This is a genomic window from Blastococcus sp. MG754426, from assembly GCF_021699055.1.
In the GTDB taxonomy this organism is placed as follows: domain Bacteria; phylum Actinomycetota; class Actinomycetes; order Mycobacteriales; family Geodermatophilaceae; genus Blastococcus.
Window position 1 is genome coordinate 1 of sequence record NZ_SSXC01000079.1, and the last position, 19,986, is coordinate 19,986.

The 19,986-nt window shown below is 73.0% G+C and carries 19 protein-coding genes and 1 tRNA gene; 1 reads left to right on the forward strand and 19 read right to left on the reverse strand.

Annotation, left to right across the window (positions count from 1 at the left end):
* Positions 1 to 154: 154 nt before the first annotated feature.
* The 19 genes from E9549_RS19125 to E9549_RS19215 form a co-directional block, all read right to left on the reverse strand.
* Positions 155 to 541: a DUF6379 domain-containing protein gene (locus E9549_RS19125; RefSeq protein WP_236828185.1), complete on the reverse strand. Its 387-nt coding sequence runs from the start codon at positions 539 to 541 to the stop codon at positions 155 to 157.
* Positions 541 to 1,626 carry a sugar phosphate isomerase/epimerase gene (locus E9549_RS19130; protein WP_236828186.1) on the reverse strand — a complete coding sequence of 362 codons (1,086 nt, stop codon included), beginning with the start codon at positions 1,624 to 1,626 and terminating at the stop codon, positions 541 to 543. Before E9549_RS19130 ends, E9549_RS19125 begins: the two co-directional genes overlap by 1 nt.
* Before the next feature lie 9 nt (positions 1,627 to 1,635).
* Positions 1,636 to 2,862 (reverse strand): ABC transporter ATP-binding protein, encoded by a 1,227-nt coding sequence (locus E9549_RS19135; protein WP_236828187.1) that lies wholly within the window; start codon positions 2,860 to 2,862, stop codon positions 1,636 to 1,638.
* A gap of 9 nt (positions 2,863 to 2,871) precedes the next feature.
* A complete protein-coding gene (locus E9549_RS19140; protein ID WP_236828188.1) occupies positions 2,872 to 3,774 on the reverse strand; it encodes a redoxin domain-containing protein in 903 nt (300 codons plus the stop codon).
* Entirely contained in the window at positions 3,771 to 4,154 is a 384-nt protein-coding gene (locus tag E9549_RS19145; protein ID WP_236828189.1) for a DUF6379 domain-containing protein, read from the reverse strand. Before E9549_RS19145 ends, E9549_RS19140 begins: the two co-directional genes overlap by 4 nt.
* A complete protein-coding gene (locus E9549_RS19150; RefSeq protein WP_236828190.1) occupies positions 4,151 to 5,146 on the reverse strand; it encodes a sugar phosphate isomerase/epimerase in 996 nt (331 codons plus the stop codon). Before E9549_RS19150 ends, E9549_RS19145 begins: the two co-directional genes overlap by 4 nt.
* A gap of 241 nt (positions 5,147 to 5,387) precedes the next feature.
* Entirely contained in the window at positions 5,388 to 6,221 is an 834-nt protein-coding gene (locus tag E9549_RS19155) for a carbohydrate ABC transporter permease (RefSeq protein WP_236828191.1), read from the reverse strand.
* A 12-nt stretch (positions 6,222 to 6,233) separates the two neighbouring features.
* The gene (locus E9549_RS19160) at positions 6,234 to 7,175 is read right to left on the reverse strand and encodes a carbohydrate ABC transporter permease (protein WP_236828192.1); all 942 of its coding nucleotides are present in this window, start codon (positions 7,173 to 7,175) and stop codon (positions 6,234 to 6,236) included.
* A gap of 55 nt (positions 7,176 to 7,230) precedes the next feature.
* Positions 7,231 to 8,505 (reverse strand): ABC transporter substrate-binding protein, encoded by a 1,275-nt coding sequence (locus tag E9549_RS19165; RefSeq protein WP_236828193.1) that lies wholly within the window; start codon positions 8,503 to 8,505, stop codon positions 7,231 to 7,233.
* Between the two features lie 244 nt (positions 8,506 to 8,749).
* Complete coding sequence (locus E9549_RS19170; protein ID WP_236828194.1) at positions 8,750 to 10,018, reverse strand: ROK family transcriptional regulator; 1,269 nt, start codon at positions 10,016 to 10,018, stop codon at positions 8,750 to 8,752.
* Between the two features lie 99 nt (positions 10,019 to 10,117).
* A complete protein-coding gene (locus E9549_RS19175) occupies positions 10,118 to 11,371 on the reverse strand; it encodes an ROK family transcriptional regulator (RefSeq protein WP_236828195.1) in 1,254 nt (417 codons plus the stop codon).
* A gap of 217 nt (positions 11,372 to 11,588) precedes the next feature.
* A tRNA-Pro gene (locus tag E9549_RS19180) sits at positions 11,589 to 11,662 on the reverse strand.
* A gap of 87 nt (positions 11,663 to 11,749) precedes the next feature.
* Positions 11,750 to 13,096 carry a ribosome biogenesis GTPase Der gene (gene der, locus E9549_RS19185; protein ID WP_236828196.1) on the reverse strand — a complete coding sequence of 449 codons (1,347 nt, stop codon included), beginning with the start codon at positions 13,094 to 13,096 and terminating at the stop codon, positions 11,750 to 11,752.
* Complete coding sequence (gene cmk / locus E9549_RS19190; RefSeq protein WP_236828197.1) at positions 13,093 to 13,797, reverse strand: (d)CMP kinase; 705 nt, start codon at positions 13,795 to 13,797, stop codon at positions 13,093 to 13,095. Before cmk ends, der begins: the two co-directional genes overlap by 4 nt.
* A 28-nt stretch (positions 13,798 to 13,825) precedes the next feature.
* Positions 13,826 to 14,188: a chorismate mutase gene (gene aroH / locus E9549_RS19195; RefSeq protein WP_236828198.1), complete on the reverse strand. Its 363-nt coding sequence runs from the start codon at positions 14,186 to 14,188 to the stop codon at positions 13,826 to 13,828.
* Positions 14,189 to 14,342: 154 nt separating this feature from the next.
* Positions 14,343 to 15,419: an ABC transporter ATP-binding protein gene (locus E9549_RS19200; protein ID WP_236828199.1), complete on the reverse strand. Its 1,077-nt coding sequence runs from the start codon at positions 15,417 to 15,419 to the stop codon at positions 14,343 to 14,345.
* A gap of 26 nt (positions 15,420 to 15,445) precedes the next feature.
* Positions 15,446 to 16,408: a carbohydrate ABC transporter permease gene (locus tag E9549_RS19205; RefSeq protein WP_236828200.1), complete on the reverse strand. Its 963-nt coding sequence runs from the start codon at positions 16,406 to 16,408 to the stop codon at positions 15,446 to 15,448.
* Entirely contained in the window at positions 16,405 to 17,283 is an 879-nt protein-coding gene (locus tag E9549_RS19210; protein WP_236828201.1) for a carbohydrate ABC transporter permease, read from the reverse strand. The genes E9549_RS19205 and E9549_RS19210 overlap by 4 nt, the downstream gene beginning before the upstream one ends.
* 58 nt (positions 17,284 to 17,341) lie before the next feature.
* The gene (locus E9549_RS19215; RefSeq protein ID WP_236828202.1) at positions 17,342 to 18,655 is read right to left on the reverse strand and encodes an ABC transporter substrate-binding protein; all 1,314 of its coding nucleotides are present in this window, start codon (positions 18,653 to 18,655) and stop codon (positions 17,342 to 17,344) included.
* Between the two features lie 303 nt (positions 18,656 to 18,958).
* Here E9549_RS19215 and E9549_RS19220 point away from each other — a divergent pair, with 303 nt between their 5' ends.
* Positions 18,959 to 19,963 carry a LacI family DNA-binding transcriptional regulator gene (locus tag E9549_RS19220; protein WP_236828203.1) on the forward strand — a complete coding sequence of 335 codons (1,005 nt, stop codon included), beginning with the start codon at positions 18,959 to 18,961 and terminating at the stop codon, positions 19,961 to 19,963.
* Positions 19,964 to 19,986 lie beyond the last annotated feature (23 nt).

The window sequence follows — 19,986 nt, forward strand, 5'->3', positions numbered from 1 at the left end:
CCGGACGCAGCGGCAGGTCGAAGAAATGAGGGGCGGTGCGCCAGGCCTGCGAATGGGCCGCGCCCATGAACGCGTAGCCGACCAGCCCGATGCCGAGGGACGGTCGTCCGGGGGAAGTCATGCGGGAGCTCCTCGTGGGGTGGGAGGCGTGGGATCAGGCAGCGAGGGTGAGCCGCTTGCTGTCGCGGCCCCCTCCCGGCACGGGCATGTACGAGATGCGGAGACGGACCGCCACGGCGACGTCGTGCTCCCCGGGCCCGAGCGGCTCGTCGGTCTCGAAGGCGAGCTGGGCCCGTTCCCCCATCTCCCAGCGGTCGTCGGTCGTCCGGGGCAGCTGGTCGAAGGTGTAGGTGTTCCCGTGCACCGTGAGAGTGGTCCGCGACGGCGGGACGGGCTGCCCGTCGAGCACCAGGTCGACGGCCTCCACCATGGACAGGGCCAGACCGCGGTAGTAGGGCATCCGCACCTCGACGACGCCACCGGTGCGGCCGTCCTCCAGGGGCCGGAACCCCTCCTCGCAGACGATGTACTGGTCGAACATCAGTAGGACCCCGTTCCTGTGGTCTGTGGCCCCGTCCCCGGTCCCGCCCCGACCGCGGGAGGGGTGGGGAGGACGGGGTCCTGCTGCTCTCCGGAGCTCTCGCCGAGCAGGCGGGCGAACATGGTGTGCTGGCGGCGGACCTGCTCGACGCTGTCCACGGGGAAGGCGTCCTGGATGTGCCGGTTGCCCTCGTACTCGCTGGACAGGTAGCCGTCGAAGCCGCCCTCGACGAGCACCGGGACGATCCGGTCGTAGGGGATCGAGTACTCGACCTCGTCGTCGGTCATCTCGTAGAACTTCGCCTGGATGTGCCCGATGAGGGCCATGTGCTCGAGCATCGACTTCGGCTCGGTCCAGATGTAGTGCGTCGCCTGCCGGGCCAGCCCGAAGTCGACCGGACCGCCGCCGCGGTAGTTGACGACGTCCATCAGGGCGTGCGTGTCGCCGTGGTCGTCGTAGGTCCGCACGATCAGGTCGACCAGCTCCGGCTTGGCGCCGTCCCGCAACGCCCGCTCGCTGACCACCCGGGGGAAGCGCTCCACGAACGTGCCCATGTCCGGCATGAGGCCGAGGGCCGGCGAACCGGTGCGGTGCATGACCTCGAGGTGCTGGAGGATCCACGGGTGCTCGTAGTGGAAGGGCGCGTGCACCTCCAGCAGCAGCCGGACGCCGCGGTCCTCGGCGTAGGGGGCCGCTGCCTCCATCACCTCGGGCGGGGTGTTGATGATCGCGCGGACCACCCGGGCACCCAGCCGGACCGCGATGTCGATGTCGCGGTGGAAGGAGGCGACCTGCTCCTCCAGGGTCAGCCAGCGGTCGGGGTACCGCTTGGTGTCGAGGAAGAGGTCCGTGGCGACCGGGGTCGTCCCGTACTTCTCCATCCAGCTGAACCACGAGTCGACGAACTCGTCGCTCACCCGCGGGAAGCCGGGGATCATCTGCTCGGGGATGAGCTCGATCCCGCGGGCGCCGAAGGCAGCCGCCTCGCGGATGCAGTCCTCGACGGACAGCGTGCGCAGGAAGTACTCCTCCTGGAAGGAGTAGAGGCTGACGCCCCGCTTGATGCTGTGGGCCGGTGCGGTCACGGGGTCCTCTCAGACGGTCACCGCGGCGAGCCGCGGCGAGGTCGGCGCGATGGCCTGCCCGGTGGACAGGTCGAAGAAGTGCAGGGCCGACGGCGGGACGGCGAACGCGGTACGGGTGCGCTCGCGCACGGCCGCCGATCCGGGCAGCCGGGCCTGGAGCACCGTCCCGCCGGCGGGGTCGCGCAGATCGCCCGAGGCACCGGGGTCCATGTCCTCGGCGATCTCCATGATCGCGTCGGTGATGACGGGCTCGGCGTCGAGCCGCAGGCGGACCAGCTTCTCCGGCGGCAGGTTCTCCACCAGCTCGACCTCGGCGACGAGCCGCAGCGCGTCGGGCGCCGCGGTGGCGGGATCCCGCAGCGCCTCCGGGCGCAGGCCCAGGGCGACCGGGGTGGCGTCGGCGCCGGCGAGCTGCGGGTAGGTGTCGAGCAGACCGGCGGGGAGCGGCAACCGCTGCGAACCGAGGACGAGGTCGTGGCCGACCGCGGTGCGGACCACCGTCGCGCACATGACGTTCATCGGTGGGGAGCCGATGAACTCGGCCACGAACAGGTTGGCCGGCGAGTCGTAGAGCTCGTCGGGCGTGCCGAGCTGCTGGAGCACTCCCTTGCGCAGCACGGCGATCCGGTCGCCCATCGTCATGGCCTCGACCTGGTCGTGGGTGACGTAGAGGGTGGTGACCCCGTACCGGCGCTGCAGCCCGCGGATCTCCGCACGCATCTGACCGCGCAGCTTGGCGTCCAGGTTCGACAGCGGCTCGTCCATCAGGAAGGCCTGCGGCTGGCGCACGATCGCGCGTCCCATCGCGACGCGCTGCCGCTGGCCCCCCGAGAGCGCCTTGGGCTTGCGGTGCAGCAGATCGGTGAGCCCGAGCGCCTCCGCCGCCCGCTCGACGCGCTCCGCCACCTCGGCCTTGCCCACTCCCGAGCACTGCAGGGGGAAGGCGATGTTCTCGCGCACGGTCATGTGCGGATAGAGGGCATAGCTCTGGAAGACCATCGCGATGTCCCGCTGGGAGGGGTGGACGTCGTTGACGACGCGGTCACCGATGAGGAGCCGGCCGTCGGAGATCTCCTCGAGGCCCGCCGCCATGCGCAGGGCCGTCGTCTTGCCGCAGCCCGAGGGCCCGACGAGGACGAGGAACTCGCCGTCGGCGATGGCGATGTCGAGCTCCGAGACCGCCTGCGTCCCGTCCGGGTACCGCTTGGTGACGTGGTCGAACGTGATCGATGCCATGACTGCTCCTCAGCCGGTGGTGGTTCGGGACGGGCGTGCGGACTGCGTGCGGAAGTCGGTCCAGCCGGGTAGCTCCCACGGCCGGACCAGTGCGGCGCGGAGGGCTGTGGCCAGCTCGGCGGTGTCCGGCAGCGGGGAGCCGCGGCCGTCGGGGCGGGTGTAGACGCGGCAGGTCAGCGCCGACGGCGCAGCGGTCGGGAACAGGTCCTGGCCGCCCACCGCGAACGTCGGGGAGCCGGGGAACCCCAGCCGCTCCGCCTCTTCGCGGGTGCGGACCTCGCGTTCGACCACGGCCACCTCGCCCCGTCCCAGCTCGGCGAGGGTGTCCCGCAGCACCTGTGCGGCTCGCTCGCGCGTGGGGCAGCCGGCCCACCACCGCAGCTCCACCCGCCACTTGATCGAGCACCCGGCCGGAGAGGTGACCGGCCTGGTCACGGCGCGCGCGGCGAGCACGTCATCGAGCGCCTCGCGCAGCCACCCGGCGCGCTGCGCCGGATCGTCGTGGTCCCCGTCCGGCGCACCGTGGTAGCGCACGACGCCGCGCCGGTCGATCACGAAGACCTCCGGTGTGGCCGTCGCCCCGTAGGCGCGGGCGGCGACCTGGTCGGCGTCCCGCAGGAACGGTCCGGCCACCTCGCCGGCGGCGACCCGCTGCCGCAGGCCCTCCGCCGAGTCCTCCGGGTGGTCGGTCTCGTCGTTGCTGACGACCTGCAGGACGGTGACGTCCCGGGTGGCGTAGTCGCGGACGACGTCCTGGATGCGGTCGTGCCAGGCCCGCGCGTAGGGGCAGCCGTTGGCCGTGAAGACGACGACCGTCGCGGCACGGTCCGCCGGGTCGGGACCGACGGCGGCGCCGTCCGTCCCCGGCAGCGCGAGGGGTGGTGCGGTGTCACCGACGGTGAGCCGGCTCATCGGACTGTCCCTTCGGTCTGGACGGTCGCCCGCTGCACGAGCGGCACGCCGGGGGCCTGCTGGATGTAGGGGATCCGGACGGCGATGCCGAGCCCGATCCGGTGCCGTTCGCCCGGGACCCCCGGGGCGTCGAGCGCCACGTCGAGCGGGTCGCGCAGGTCCCACCAGGCACCGGACCCACCGGCGCCGGCAACCGGCCCGGTGAAGCCGCCGGTCGAGACCGAACGCAGTGGCACGCGGGCGCCGTCGACGGTCACCTCCACCTCCTCGAGGCAGGAGACCGGCAACGACCGGTACCAGGGCAGGCGGACGGCGAGGTGCAGGCGGCCGTCCCGGGCCGAGACCGCGTCGGGGCGCAGGGTGCCCTCGGTCATCGTCATGCCGTCACCGCCGTCCGGGCACCGGCCAGCTCGGAGAGGAGCGCGACGTGCGCCGCCGAGACGGCCAGCGCGTCCGCCTCGTCGCGCTCGAGCAGCTCGTGGCCGCCCCACTCGCTCAGGACGGCGCCCTCGTAGCCGGCTGCGGACAGCGCTCTCAGCCACGCTCCGTGCGGGCGGCGGACGGCCTCGACGTCCACGTCCCAGAACTTCGCGTGCGCGTGCCGGACGAGCGGCAGGAGCTCCCCCCACTCCTCCGGTTCCGTCCGGCCGCACCGGCCGAGCACCCCGGCGACCAGCGGCGCCAGTTCCGCTTCGCGCGGGTGCCCTGCGACCACCGCCAGCGCGGCTCCGATGCGCGGGCCGATCGGGCCGCCCCGGAGCCACGCCTCGTGCACCGCGGTGACCCCCGGTGCAGCGAGACCCAGCCGGCGCAGCGCGGTACCGAGGGCAGCCGGGAGCGCGGGCGTGGAGAGGCTGGAGTCGATCGTCAGCCCGAGGAAGGGCGTCCCGGTCCGCCGCTGCAGCTCCACCAGCTCGAGCACGGCCGGGGTGCCCGGTGTGGTGGCGCCCTGCACCTCGAAGGTGAGGACGACGCCCAGCCGCTCCGCTTCCGCGGCGACCCTGCCGAGGAGCTCGGGGGGCATCCCGAGCGTCGCCCGGACGACGGGGAAGCCGAGTCGCGCGGCGGCCGCCAGCTGGGGGGCGATGTCGTCGAAGGCCTGCTCCACCGTCATCGGCCGCCCCGGACGGCGGAAGAGATCGGTGTACACCCCCAGGGCGACCGGCACGAGCTGCAGCCGCTCGACCGCGTCGCGGAAGGCGCGCTCGTCCTCCGGGGCGACCGCGGGGAAGCCGCGCCAGGCCTGGTGGCCGACCAGCTCGACCGCCGGGCCGCACCCGGCAGCGGCCACCTGTTCCAGCAGTTCCACCGCGTCGGCGCCTCCCCGCCACAGCGGGGTCAGCGAGAAGAGCGTCGTACCGAGCTGGGTCATGTCAGACACCGGCTTCGATCCGGCGGCCGGTGCGGGACGACTCCACCCGTGGGACGGCGCGCTCGCAGCGACCGGCGGTGCCGGCAGCGACGTCGTCAGCCATGGGAACTCCTCGCGAGGCAGGTGGCCGCGGCCACGGAAGGGCGGGTGAGGGCAGACCGGTGGACGAGCACGACCGGGCGGCTGGAGCGGGACGGGTGGCGCCCGGGCGCGCTGAGCGGCGGGCGGCGGGAGCGAGCGCCTACTTGATGCCGCCGGCGAAGCCCTGGATGAACCGCTTCTGGGCGAAGAGGTAGAAGGCCAGGATGGGCACCATCGAGATGATCACGATGGCGAAGATCTTGTTCCAGGCCGAGACCAGCGAGCCGACGTAGTAGTACATCGACACCGGCAGCGTCTGGTTGTCGGAACCGCCGAGGAAGATCAACGCGGTGAAGAAGTCGTTCCACACGATGAGGCCGGTGAGGATCGCGACCGTCCCGGTGGCCGGCGCCATCAGCGGCAGCACCACGCGCAGGAAGACCCGGCCCGGCCCGGCCCCGTCCAGCGCTGCGGCCTCCTCGTAGTCGCGCGGCAGGTTCCGGAAGAAGCCGGCGTAGAGGAACACCGCCAGCGGCATCAGGGTCCCGACGTACAGCAGGACCATCCCCCCCACCGAACCCACCAGACCGAGCTGCCGCGCGCCGATGTAGAGCGGGACCAGCCCCAGCTGGGTGGGCAGCAGGATGGCGATGAGGAAGAGGTAGAAGGTGACGCTCCCCCACCGGGCGGTGCTGCGGGCCAGCACGTAGGCGGCGAGCGACCCGAAGGCGACCAGCCCGGCGATGCTGCCGAGCGTGATCAGGACGCTGTTCAGCAGCGCCATCAGGATGTTGTTGTCCCCGCCCTGGGTCAGCACCTCGGCGAAGTTCTCGAGGGTCGGCCGACCGGGCGGCGCCGACGTCCCCGTGGACAGCAGTTCCTCGTCGGGCTTCAGCGCGGTGATGACCAGGAAGTAGAAGGGGAGCAGGGTCAGCAGCGCGGCGACCCAGACGAGCCCCTCGCGCAGGGCCGTCATCTTCGTGTAGCGGAACATGATCCGGGCCCCTTAGGAACGGTCCTTGGTGGCCGCCTGCTGGAGGACGGCGAAGACGAGCATGATCAAGGTCAGCAGGAGGGCCAGCGCGGCGCCGAAGCCGAAGTTGCTCAGCGCGAAGGTCTCCTTGTAGACCTGCGTGGCCAGGGTCTCGGTGGCACCCGCGGGCCCCCCGCCGGTCAGCGCCATGACCTGGTCGAAGACGCGCAGGCCCTGGATCAGCATGAGCGTCGAGGCGATCGCGACCGACGGCCGGATCGAGGGCAGGGTGATGTGCCGGAAGCGCCGCCAGGTGCTGGCGCCGTCCAGAGCGGCGGCTTCCTCGATCTCCGCCGGCACCGTCGCCAGGCCGGCGAGGTAGATGACCATCACCATGCCGGTGGTCTGCCAGGCCATGACCACCAGCACCGCCCACAGCGCCAGGCCGGGATCCGCCAGCCACAGCCGGGGCTCCATGCCGATCCAGCCCAGCACCCCGTTCAGCGGCCCGTTGAAGTCGAAGATGAACTTCCAGACGTAGGACACCGCCAGCGGGCTCAGGACGACGGGCATGAAGAAGAGCACCCGCAGCAGGTAGCGCGTCCGGAGCGTGCGGTTCAGGGCGAGCGCGAGGACCAGGCCCACGACGTTCGTGGCGATGAGGAACCCGAACGCCAGGAACAGCGTGTTCTGGATCGACCCGATCATGGCCGGGTCGTCGAAGATGCGCCGGAAGTTCTCCAGGCCGATGAAGTCGAAGTCCCCGACCCCGGTCCAGTCGGTGAAGGCGTAGAAGGCGCCGCCCGCGGTGGCCAGGTAGTGGATCAGCACGACCACGAGGACGGCGGGCAGCGCCCACCACCACCGGCCGTGGGAGATGAGCGGGCGGGGGCGCCGGGAGCGGAACGGTGCTCCACCCCCGGCGCCTGCTGCCGCGCCCCGGACGACGGGAGTCGTGTCCTGCGGAGTACCCATGGTTGCAGTCATCGTTCGTCCCTCGACTCGATCCGGAGCGCAGCCCGCCGTGCTGCTACTGGTCGTAGGCCTGGTCCATGGCCTCGAGCACCGACTGGACGTCGCTCTGGCCGGTCAGCAGCCCCTGGGCCCCGGTGGCCAGGGCGTCGTAGACACCCGGGTTCGGCCATCCCTGGTTCGGCAGGGGCGCGTAGCTGCCCGACTCCAGCAGGTCGCGCACCGGCTCGTACGCCGCGTTCAGGTTCTCCCCGGGACCGGTGATCGGGACACCACCCTGGATCTCGGTGACGCGCTCGGCGTTCTCCGGGTCGGCCATCCACTCGAGGAAGTCCAGAGCCGCCTGCTTCTCCCCCTCGTCAGCGTCGGCGTTGACGCTGAGCACGTAGTTGGGGCTGGCGAGCAGGTACGGTTCGCCCTCTGCCGGCGGGAAGGCGCGCGTGTCCAGTTCGAGGCCCGGCGTGGCGTTCATGAGCTCGTTGGCCGCGGTACCGGGCAGGAACGCGGTCAGCGACGTGCCCTGCGTGATGCCCTGCGTGATGGCGTCGAAGCCCGCACCGGGCGCGCCCGGCTGGAAGCAGCCGGCCTCGTTGAGGTCGACGACCGTCTGGAGCGTCTCCTGCCAGCCCTCGCTCTCGGCGAACGTGGTCTCCCCGGCGGCCCGCTGGTCGTTCCAGTCCGGGGTCTCGGCGTAGACCCGCGTCGCGGAGATGGCCATGGACATCAGGCCGGGGTTCGGCGGGACCGCCCCGGCGATGACGGCCATGGACCTGCCTTCGTCGGCCAGCGACCGGCAGGCCTCCAGGTAGGCGTCGAAGTCCTCGGGGTACTCGACCCCTGCCTCCCCGGCGGCCCCGGCGTTCCACGTCACGGCGACCGGGATGAGGCTGGTCGGCTGCGCGTAGATCTCCCCGTCGATCCCGAACTGGGACTCGCTGCCCTCCGGCACCAGTGCCGCGGACGCCTCGCCGAGCGGCTCGAGGTAGCCGGCCTCGGCCAGCGGGATGACCGAGCTCGACTGGCCGGACCCGGGAGCGAACATCATGAGGGCCGGCGCGTTCCCGCCCTGCAGCTGGGTCCGCATCGTCAGCCCGTAGCTGTCCGGCGGCAGCGGCTGGGTCTCGATCTGGACGCCGGTCTCCTCGGTGTACTCCTCGGCGAGGACCAGCCACGGGTTCTCAGCGCCACCGCTGGCGTTCTCGAACGCCCACGTGAAGCTGTCGGCGGGGCCAGCCGCGCCGGCTGCACCGCCGTCCTCGTCCCCGCCGCCGCACGCCGCGAGCGTGAGAACGCTGACGGCGGGCACGGCGGCGAGGACGCCGAGACGGCGCATGCGCCCATGTCCTTGCTGGTTCATGTAGGAGCCTTTCGTGACGCGTCCGGCGGCTGTGCCGGTTCGACGACGGGAAGCCTCTGCCGCGGCGCCCGGTTGGGCCGCTGCGCTGTCGGCGTGATGCCAACCACATACTTCTGTTCGTCACCGGAGGAAGTCAACGGGCCGGGGACCTAAGAGTCCTGATGCGCCGCATCACCGGCGTCTATGGCGACGGACGCGCCGGAGCGCTCCGGCGATCGGGTCAGGCTGCGGCGTTCGCCATGGCAGCAGCGAGCTCCGGGTGCGCCGCGGGGCTGCTGAACGGCAACCACTGCGGCAGGCGGTGCGGGGCGAAGATCGCGTCGAGCGCCAGGTGCACGGCGCCCGCGAGACCGGCGTCCGCACCGAGGGTCGAGTGCTCGATGCGCAGGGTCCGGGTGGCGAGTGGGAGCGACCGGCGGTAGACCGACTCGCGGATGACCGCGAGGACGTGGTCGCCCGCCTGGACGACGCCGCCTCCCAGGACCACGAGCGCAGGGTTGTAGAAGCTGACCAGCGTCGCGAGGGCGCTGCCGACCAGCCGCCCGGCCCGGGCGAGCAGGGCCCGCGCCGCCGGATCCCCGCGGTCCGCGGCCGCCGTCACGTCGGCGGCGGTGACCCGCCCCGAGGCCGCCAGGAGCTCGGCCAGCACCGGGCTCCCGCCGGCCTCCGCCAGGCGCCGGCCGTCGCGGGCGAGTGCCGCACCACCGGCCGCGGCCTCGAGGCAGCCGAGGTTGCCGCACCGGCAGACGACGTCACCGGCCTCGGCGACCACCACGTGCCCGATGTCGCCGGCACACCCGTTGACCCCGCGGTGCAGGCGGCCACCGGAGACCAGACCGGCGCCGATCCCCGTCCCGATCTTGACGTAGAGGAGGTCACCCGCGGCCGCGGCGACCGGGTTGGTGCGCAGCTCGCCCAGGGCCAGCAGGTTCACGTCGTTGTCGACCCACACGGGGGCGGCGAACCTCGCGCCGAGGCGGTCGGGGATGGAGTAGCCGTCCCAGCCCGGCATGATCGGAGGGGCGACCGGCAGGCCCGTGCCGACGTCGACCGGCCCGGGGACCCCCACCGCGAGACCCCAGAGCGGACGCGGGGCCGGCTGTGCGCGCAGCAGCCCCTCGACCACCTGCTCGACGCGGGACAGGACGACCTCGGGCCCGTCCGCGACGTCCACGCCTTCCTCGACCTTGCTCAGGACGGTGCCGGCGAGATCGGCCAGGCCGACGACCATGCCGGTCGCCCCGATGTCCACACCGGCGACGACGCCGGACTCCGCCCGGAAACGCAGCAGCCGTGGTGCCCGGCCGCCCGTGGACGCACCCAGCCCGTCCGACGCGACCAGCCCCGCATCCTGCAGTTCGGCGACGCGCTGGGCGACGACGCTGCGGCCCAGCCCCACGACCCGCATCAGCTGCGGCTGGGTGATCCCGCCGCTGCCGCGGATCGCGTCCAGGACGGCGACCAGGCCGTCGATCCGCTCAGCAGGCATCGCGCCGCTCCGCGGCGGCGACGGGGCGGGGTGTCACGTTCCGAGACTAAGGGCTTTGTCCGGAAACCGACAGAAGGGACGGGCGCAGCGACCGAGAGGTCAGGCGGAGAGGCCGGATTCGCCGTGGGTCCCCGTCCGGGCGGCCAGCAGCGCCGGCAGGTGCTCCCGGGAGAAGACCTGGTCGAGAGCGAACTGCACCGCTCCGGTGACGCCGGCGATCTCCTCGTCCACGGCGGAGAGGTCGACCTGCAGGTCACGCGTCGCCGCTGGGAGCGCGTGCCGGTAGATGGCCTCGCGCATCGCGGCGAGGACGTGGGCGCGGGCCCGCGCGATGCCGCCGCCCACCACCACGAGCTCGGGGTTGTAGGCGTTGACGAGCGTGGCGAGGACTCCCCCGATGACCGTGGCCGCGCGGTGCAGCAGCGCCCGGGCCGCCGGATCCCCCTGCTCCGCGGCGCGGGTGATGTCCAGCGGGCGGAGCGCCCGGGTCTCGGCCAGGATCGCCGCCAGCGCCGGGCTCTGGCCGGTCTCGGCGAGCAGCCGGGCGTCGCGGGAGAGCGCGGCACCGCCGACGACGGCCTCCAGGCAGCCGACGCTGCCGCACCGGCACACCACCTCACCGCCCTCGGGCACGGTCACGTGCCCGATCGCGCCGGCCAGCCCGCGCGCGCCCCGGTACAGCCGGCCGTCGGTCACGACGGCGGCGCCGAGGCCGGCGCCGCCACCCAGGTACAGCATGTGCGCCGACCGGGCCGCCACCGGGTTGACCCGGCGCTCGCCGAGGGCGAGCAGGTTGACCCGGTCGTCCATCCACACCGGCGCCGACCACGCCGATGCCAGCCGCTCGCGCACGGCACGACCGTCCCAGGACGGCATGGTGGGCAGGGCGACGGGTGCGCCGGCGTCGAAGGCCACCGGCTCGGGCATGCCGAGCGCCACGGACCAGACGTTCCCCCGCGCGCCGGCCTCGTCGGCCACCGACCTGGCGAGTGCCTCCACGGTCGGCAGCCCGGCCTCCCACCCCCGGGAGACGTCGAGGTGCTCCTGCGCCGTCGCGCGGATGGTCCCGGCCAGGTCGGCGACCGCCACGACCAGCTCGTTGGATGCGACGTCGATGCCGAGGACGAATCCCGCCTCCGCACGCAGCCGCAGCCGGCGCGGCGCACGCCCGCCGGTGGAGGGTCCGAGGCCGTCGGACGCGACCAGGCCCGCCGCCTCCAGTTCGGCGACCCGTTCGGCGACCACGCTGCGACCGAGCCCGACCTGCTCCACGAGCGCCGGCTGGGTGGTACCCGTCGTGTCCCGGACGGCGTCGAGCACGGCGGCCAGCCCGGTGAAGCGTTCACTCGGCATGGACAGTCCTCACACGACGATCATCCGGGCCGGCGCGACCGGGGCAACTCCGTGCTGCTCCACCCGCCCCGGCGGAGGGATGGGACCCACGCCGTCCGGGCGAGGCGCGTTCCTGGCGGTGGTCGCCCGTGCCGTCCGGCAGACCCCGGACGCCGGGAAGGTGAGAGGCGGGCCGCCCGTCCCGGACGACCCGCCTCTCACCTGCGACACCACTCTGTCGGGCTGACAGGATTTGAACCTGCGACCCCTTGACCCCCAGTCAAGTGCGCTACCAAGCTGCGCTACAGCCCGCGGGCCGGACGACACCCCGGGGCTCCCCGGGCCGTGAACGACCGCCCGAGAAGGTTACCGCACCGGCCTCCCCGGCCTCGACGGTGGTCAGCCGCGCTTGCCGTCCTTGTCCCGCCCCTCGCGGACCTTCACCGAGATCTCGATCGGGGTGCCCTGGAAGCCCCACCGCTCGCGCAGCTTGCGCTGCAGGAAGCGGCGGTAGCCGGCCTCCAGGAAGCCGGTGGAGAAGACGACGAACCGCGGCGGGCGGACGTCGGCCTGCGTGACGTACTTGATCTTCGGCGCGCGCCCGCCACGGGCCGGCGGCGGCGTCTCCTGCACCAGCGCCCGTACGAACGTGTTCAGCTCGGCGGTCGGCACGCGGGTCTCCCACGCGGCGATCGCGGCCCGGAGGTGGTCGGCGAGCTTGCCCACGCCGCGGCCGGTGGACGCAGAGATGTTGACCCGCGTCGCCCACTTCACGTGCGCGAGGTCCCGGTCGATCTCCCGCTCCAGCTGGTGGTGGCGGTCCTCGTCGAGGGTGTCCCACTTGTTGAAGGCCAGGACCAGCGCGCGACCGGCCTCGACCACCTGGGTGATGACCCGCTGGTCCTGCTCGCTGATCACCTCGTCGGCGGCGAGCAGCACGACGCAGACCTCGGCGGCCTGGATCGCGGCCTCGGTGCGCAGGCTGGCGTAGTACTCCATGCCGCTGGCGGTGTTGACCTTGCGGCGGAGCCCCGCGGTGTCGACGAACCGCCACTCCTCGCCGCCCAGGGTGACCAGCGAGTCCACCGGGTCGACGGTGGTGCCGGCCACCGAGTCGACGACCGAGCGCTCCTCCTTGGCCAGCCGGTTGATCAGGCTGGACTTGCCCACGTTGGGCCGGCCGACCAGGGCCACCCGGCGGGGGCCGCCCTCGCTCTCCTGCTCGCGCGGCGCGTCGGGCATCGCGTCCAGGACGAGGTCGAGCAGGTCACCGCTGGCCCGGCCGTGCAGCGCGCTGACCGGGTGCGGCTCGCCGACCCCCAGCGACCACAGCTCGGCGGCGTTGGCCTCGCTGCGCTCGTCGTCGACCTTGTTGGCCACCAGGATCACCGGCCGGTCGCTGCGCCGGAGCACCCGCGCGGCGGCCAGGTCGGTCTCGGTGGCACCCACCTGGCTGTCGACGACGAAGACGATGACGTCGGCGGTCTTCATGGCGTACTCGGCCTGCCGGGTGATGGAGGCCCCCAGACCGGCGGCCTTGGGGTCCCATCCGCCGGTGTCGACCACGGTGAAGCGCTTGCCGTTCCACAGCGCCTCGTACGCGATGCGGTCGCGGGTCACGCCCGGCGTGTCCTGGACGACGGCCGCCCGGCGGCCGAGGAAGCGGTTCACCAGCGTCGACTTGCCCACGTTGGGCCGGCCCACGATGGCCACGACGGGCAGCGGCCCGCCCTCGGGCTCGGTCACCGGCGCTCCCCCGCGGGCACGACGGTCTCCGCCAGCAGCACGATGCGGTCGACCACCTGGGCCTGGGAGAGGTCGCTGCTGTCGACGACGACGGCGTCCTCCGCCGGGCGCAGCGGGCTGTCGGCCCGGCTGCTGTCGTACTCGTCGCGGCGGCGCAGGTCGGCGGCGAGCGCGGCGATCTCCGCGGTGTCGGTGACACCGAGCTGGCCGGCGCGGCGCTGGGCCCGCACCTCGGGGGCCGCGGTCAGGTACACCTTCAGCGTCGCGTCGGGCAGCACCACGGTGCCGATGTCACGGCCCTCGACCACGACCGCCTCGGCACCGGCGACCAGCGCGCGCTGCTGGGCGACCAGCTGCCGGCGGACCGCCGGGACCGCGGAGACCGCGGAGACCGCCCGGGTCACCTCGGCGCCGCGGATGCGGGCGGCGACGTCGGCGCCGCCGACCTCGACCCGCTCGGTGCCGGCCTCGGTGCCCACGACGATCCCCGCCTCCGCGACGGTGCGGGCCACGGCCTCGGCGTCCGCGGGGTCCACGCCGGCGTCGAGCACGGCGACGGTCGCCGCGCGGTACATCGCCCCGGTGTCGAGGTAGGCCGCGCCGAGACGGGCGGCGACGTCGCGGGCGACGCTGGACTTGCCGGTCCCCGACGGGCCGTCGAGGGTCACCGACCCGCGGAAGGGGCTCTGGGGGCTGCTCATGTGCTCCTGCTCGTTCGTCGTTCTCGGGTCACTGCGCGATGTCGCGCCGCAGCGCCACGGCGCCGCGCAGGTAGACGTGCTGGATCTCCGCGCGCGGCCGCGGCGTCTCGACGTGGGCCATGAGGCGCAGCACCCGCGGCAGCGCGTGCGGCACGCCGATCTCGGTGGCGCACATCAGCGGCACCCCGCCCATGCCGAGCTCGCGCGCGGCCAGGGCCGGGAACTCGGAGACGAGGTCCGGGGTGGCGGTGAACAGGATGCTGATGACGTCGTCGTGCTCGAGCCCGTTGCGTTCGAGCACCGCGCTCACCAGCTCGCGGGTGGCCTCGAGCACCTGCTGCCGGTCGTCGGCGTCGACCTGGGTCGCACCCCGGATGGCTCGGACGGCCATGCACACTCCTCGATCGCGCGGCCCCGTCGGCCCGGGGACCACACGAGTCTAGGGAGCGCACCGCCGATCCCTCTCCCCGCGCGCGCCGCACCGCGTTCCACGCGCGCGGGGTGCCCGGCCCGGCGGCCCGCGTCCGGGCCGCCGGACGGGGGTCTCAGCCGCCGAGCCGGGCGCCGCTGCGGCCGTCGAACAGGTGCACGTGCCCGGCCCGCGGGCGCACGTGCACCTGCTCGCCCTTCAGCGGCGGCGTGCGCCCGTCGACCCGGGCGGTGACCAGGTGCTCCTCGCCGCCGGCTGTCGTGCGGCCGTAGACGAAGGCGTCGGCCCCCAGCTCCTCGACGACGTCGACCTCGACGGCGAGCCCGTGCCCGGCGAGCTCCAGGTCCTCCGGGCGGACGCCGACGGTGACCAGCGCCCCGGAGGCGCCGCCGAGGACGTCCCGGGGCACGGGGTGCACCTCGTCGCCCAGGCGGACGCCGCCCTCGACCACCGGCAGGGTGAGCAGGTTCATCGCGGGCGAGCCGATGAAGCCGGCCACGAAGACGTCGGCCGGCCGGTCGTACAGCTCGCGCGGCCGGCCCACCTGCATGAGCACGCCGTCCTTGAGCACGGCCACCCGGTCACCCATCGTCATCGCCTCGGTCTGGTCGTGGGTGACGTAGACCGTGGTGATGCCGAGCCGGCGCTGGAGCGCGGCGATCTGGGTGCGGGTCTGCACCCGCAGCTTGGCGTCCAGGTTGGACAGCGGCTCGTCCATCAGGAAGACCTGCGGCTGGCGCACGATGGCCCGGCCCATCGCGACGCGCTGGCGCTGACCGCCCGACAGCGCCTTGGGCCGCCGGTCCAGGTAGGGCTCCAGGTCCAGCAGCTTCGCCGCCTCCTGCACCCGCTGGGCGATCTCCGCCTTGCCGAGACCCGCCATCCTCAGGGCGAAGCCCATGTTGTCCGCGACCGTCATGTGCGGGTACAGCGCGTAGTTCTGGAAGACCATGGCGATGTCGCGGTCCTTGGGCGGCACCTCCGTGACGTCCCGGTCCCCGATCAGGATGCGGCCGTCGGTGACGTCCTCGAGGCCGGCGAGCATCCGCAGCGACGTCGACTTGCCGCACCCGGACGGGCCGACGAGGACGAGGAACTCACCGTCCTCGATGGCCAGGTCGAGCCGGTCCACCGCCGGTCGTGCCGCGCCGCCGTAGACGCAGCTGGTGCCCTCGTAGGTGACGGAGGCCATGAGGTTTCCTCTCGGTGCGGGCCGGGCTACTTGCCGGCGCCGGCGGTCAGGCCGCTGAGCAGGTAGCGGCGGCCGACGAGGTACAGGACGAAGATCGGGACGACCGACAGCGTGACCGCCGCCAGCAGCGCCGGGACGTTGGTGCCGAACTGCCCCTGGTAGTCCCACAGGCCCAGCGTGAGCACCCGCGTGCTCACGGACTGGGTGAGCACCAGGGGGAAGAGGAAGCCGTTCCACGCGGTGAGCGACGTGAAGACCGCCACCGTGGTGATCGCCGGCTTGGCCAGCGGGAGCACCAGGTGCCGCAGCGCCTGGAACGGGCCGGCGCCGTCGAGGGTCTGCGCCTCGTAGAGCTCGCGCGGGATGTCGCGCAGGCTGTTGGTCATCACCAGCAGCGCGACGGGCATCGCGAACGCCGCCGTCGGCAGGATGACCGCGAGCAGGGTGTCGTACAGGTGGAGCTGGGTGATCATCAGGTAGACGGGGATGATCGCCGCCTGCGCCGGGATGGCCAGGCCGACGAGCATGAGGGAGAACCCGCGCTGGACCGCCCGGCCGGCGTTGCGGGCGACGGCGTAGCCCGCCGGGAGCGTCAGCCCGACGACGATCGCGACGGTCGCCACTGTGACGACCACCGTGTTGAGCAGGTAGGTCGGGAAGTCGCCGGTGAGGACGGTCTCGTAGTTCTCCAGCGTCGGGTTCGGCGGCGGGGCCAGCGGGTTGTCCGACAGGTACTCCGACCGCGTGCGGAAGCTCGCCGCGACCAGGAAGTACAGCGGGACTGCGACCAGCGCCAGCCAGACGGTGGCCAGCACGCCGGCCAGGACGTTGGGCCGGCCGTGGGCGCGGCGCCGGTTCCACACCCGGCGCCGCTGCCGCTCGGGCACCTCCGGCACCGGGGCGATCGGCGAGGGCGGCGCCTCCGCCGTCCGCACGCCCACCGCGCCCCTCGGGATGTCGTCCCCGCCCAGCGGCGCGCGGTCGCTCACATGCCCTCCTGCTGGCTCTGCATCTTGCGGAAGCCGGTCGCACTCGTCACGGCCAGCGAGAGCCCCGCGCCCAGCAGCAGCAGCAGGACCGCGATGGCGCTGGCGTAGCCGAACTCGAAGCCGCTGAAGCCGGTGATGTACATGTGCAGCGGCAGGATGCGGGTCGCCGTGCCCGGCCCGCCCCCGGTGAGGATGAGGATCGTGTCGAAGGTGGTCACCGAGCCGACGAGCATCAGCACCGTCGAGGTGATCACGGTGTACTTCAGCAGCGGCAGCGTGATGGTGAAGAACTGCCGGTAGCGGCCGGCGCCGTCGAGGGTGGCCGCCTCGTAGAGGCTCTGCGGCACCTGCCGGGCGGCGGCTTGGTACAGCAGCGTGTGGAACGGGATGTACTGCCAGCTGATCACCCAGACCACGGTGTAGACGACCAGCTCGGTGTTGCCCAGGAAGTTGACGCCGTCCAGGAACGGCAGCGCCTGGGTGGCGCCGAAGTTGGGGTCGAGCACCGCGGCCCACAGCAGCGCGATCGCCGCGGTGGAGAGCAGCAGCGGCAGGAAGAAGAAGGAGCTGAGCACCGCGCGGTTGCGCTGGTGCCCGGCCGCCCAGACCCCGATCAGCATCGCGATCGGGGTCTGGACGACCCAGGTCAGCACCATGAACAGCAGGGTCAGCCGCAGCGAGTCCCAGGCCCGACCGTCCTCGATCAGCCGGCTCCAGTTCTCCGCACCGGTCAGCGCGGGGAACCCGAAGCCGTTCCAGGAGGTGAAGCTGAGGTAGACGACCAGGACCATGGGCAGCACCGCGAACGCCCCGAAGAACGTGACCGCTGGTGCCAGGTACCAGCCCGAGGGCCGGTCCTGCCGGGTGACCGCCATGCGTGGTGCCCCTGTCCTGGTCCGCTGCGCCGTGTCCTGCATGCCGTGGAGGTACCGGTCAGACGCCGGACATCGCGTCGACGAAGCCCTGCGGCGTCTGGTTGCCGAGGAAGAACTGCTCCAGCTGGGTCAGCATCTCGGTGGCCTCGTCGGCCGGCAGGTCCTGGTCCCAGGAGAGCTGGAAGCTGTCCGCGTCGGCCGTGGCGTCGTAGATGAACGTCGCGTAGTCGCCGTTCTCGGTCTCCGCGAGCTGGTCGCGGATGCCCTGCACCGGCGGCACGTCACCGGCCTCGATGAGGTCGGAGATGTACTCGTCGCTGGTGAGCGCGGTCGACAGGTACTCCCGCGCCGCCTCCTTGTTCGCCGAGGAGCTGGTCAGCGAGTAGAAGTTGGACACGTTGCCGACCAGGTTCGACGGGTCGCCCGCGCCGCCCTCGATCGCCGGGAAGGTGGTCCAGCCCAGGTCGCCGGCCTCGACGAACTCGGGGCTGTCGTTGAGCTGGTTGGTGTACTCCCACGAGCCCATGAGGTGGAAGGCCGCGTCCCCCTGCGCCAGGATCGTCGATGCGCCGCCGACGTCGTAGCCCACGGAGGCGAAGTCGTCGCCGAAGGCGCCGCGGTCGATGAGCTCGCGGAGCATCTCCAGCGACTCCAGGACCGCCGGGTCCTCCCAGGCGCCCTCCTCGCCGTCACGGATGGCCTGGAAGACCTCGGGCCCGCCGACCCGGTCGAGGATGTACTCGATCCACATCAGCTCGGTCCACGCCTGGGTGCCCGCCAGCGCGATCGGCGTGACACCGGCGCCGTTGAGCGTGTCGACGGCGGCGAGCAGGTCGTCCCAGGTCTGCGGGACCTCGACGCCGGCGGAGTCGAGCACCGCCTGGTTGTAGAAGAGCACCACCGGCTGCATGCCGCGCATGGGCAGGCCGTAGTTCTTGCCGTCCAGCTCCGCGCCGGCCAGCACGCTGGGCAGGAACGCGTCGCGGAGCTCCGGGTTCTCCTCGAGCAGGCCCGTGAGGTCCTCGACCTGGCCGGCGTCGACGTACTCCTTGAGGTTGCCGCCGCCCCAGTTGAAGAACAGGTCGGGCGCGTTCGGTGAGCCCAGCGCGACGCGCAGCCGCTGCTTGTAGGGGTCGTTGCCGAAGGTGGCCAGCTCCAGCTCCCCGGAGTCCGAGCCCTCGTTGAAGCGCTCGATCGAGGCCTCCTCGATCGGGTTGAGCGCGGCGTCCTCGAGGGCCCACACCTGACCGGTGCCGCCCTCTCCCCCACCCCCGCCCGCGGGGCCGGAGGAGCCGCAGGCCGCGACCAGCGCGCCTGCCAGGACCAGTGCGCCCGCCTGAGTGGTCACGCGGGTCAGACGCCGGAGGGACATCCCACCGCCACCTTCCTGTTTCGTCGTTGAACACCGAAAGTTTCGAGCAGTTGCGAGAATGTAAGCCGGGTCACCATCGGTGTCAACGCCGATGTGACGGGGGCGTTACCTGACCCTCCCGGGTGAACTCTGGCGCGGACCGGACCCCCCGGCTAGCGTCCGACTCGACCGGACGGGCTACCGCGGCTCCGAAACTTTCGATAACATCGCCGCTCCCGTCCGGTGACGTGCACCACTGGACGGGCCGCGCCGGCGGTGGTCCGGTGGGATCGGACCGCAGGCGCACACCCGAGGAGGACGGCAGTGGCCACACCCCAGCTGGGCCGGCCGACGCTGGCGAGCATCGCGGCCGCGGCCGGCGTCTCCCTCCCCACCGTCTCCAAGGTCGTGAACGGCCGCCAGGACGTCGCACCCGCCACCCGCGCGCACGTCCTGGCCCTGCTCGAGGAGCACAACTACGTGCCCGTCACCCGCCGGGCCGCCGCTCCCGCGCGCCCGCTGGTGGACGTCGTCTTCACCGCGCTCGACAGCCCCTGGGCGGTGGAGATCCTGCGCGGGATCACCGAGAGCGGGCTGGACGTCGTGGTCGGCACCCTCGCCCGCGACCCCGGCGCCGACTGGGTGCAGCAGCTGATCAACGGCGGCCGGCAGGGTGCGCTCGTCGTCACCTCGCGGATCACCGCCGCCGACCAGCGGCGCCTGGGCGGCTCGCACCTGCCCGTCGTCGTCATCGACCCGGTCGACATGCCCGGGCAGGACGTGCCCAGCGTCGGCGCCACCAACTGGGCCGGCGGGCTCGCCGCCACCGAGCACCTGGTCGAGCTCGGCCACCGGCGCATCGCGGTGATCGGCGGGCCGCAGGACTTCCTGTGCAGCCGCGCCCGGATCGACGGCTACCGCGCCGCCCTCGAGCGGGCCGGCATCGGCGTCGACCCCGAGCTCGTGCGGCACGGCAACTTCCACCACGAGGGCGGCTACGACCAGGCCCGCCTGCTGCTGGAGCTGCCCGACCCGCCGACGGCGGTCTTCGCCGGCAGCGACGAGCAGGCTTTCGGCGTCCTGGAGGCGGCCCGCCAGGCCGGCCTCTCGGTGCCGGCGGACCTCTCCGTCGTGGGTTTCGACGACCTCCCCATGGCCCGCTGGTCGTCCCCGCCGCTGACCACCGTGCGCCAGCCGCTGGCCGACATGGGCCGGATGGCCGGCCGGATGCTCCACGAGCTGATCACCGGCGGCCAGCTGGACAGCCAGCGCATGGAGCTGGCCACCTCCCTGGTCCCCCGCGCCTCGACCGCAGCGCGCCCGCGCTGACCTCCCCCCGCACCCCTGGAGCC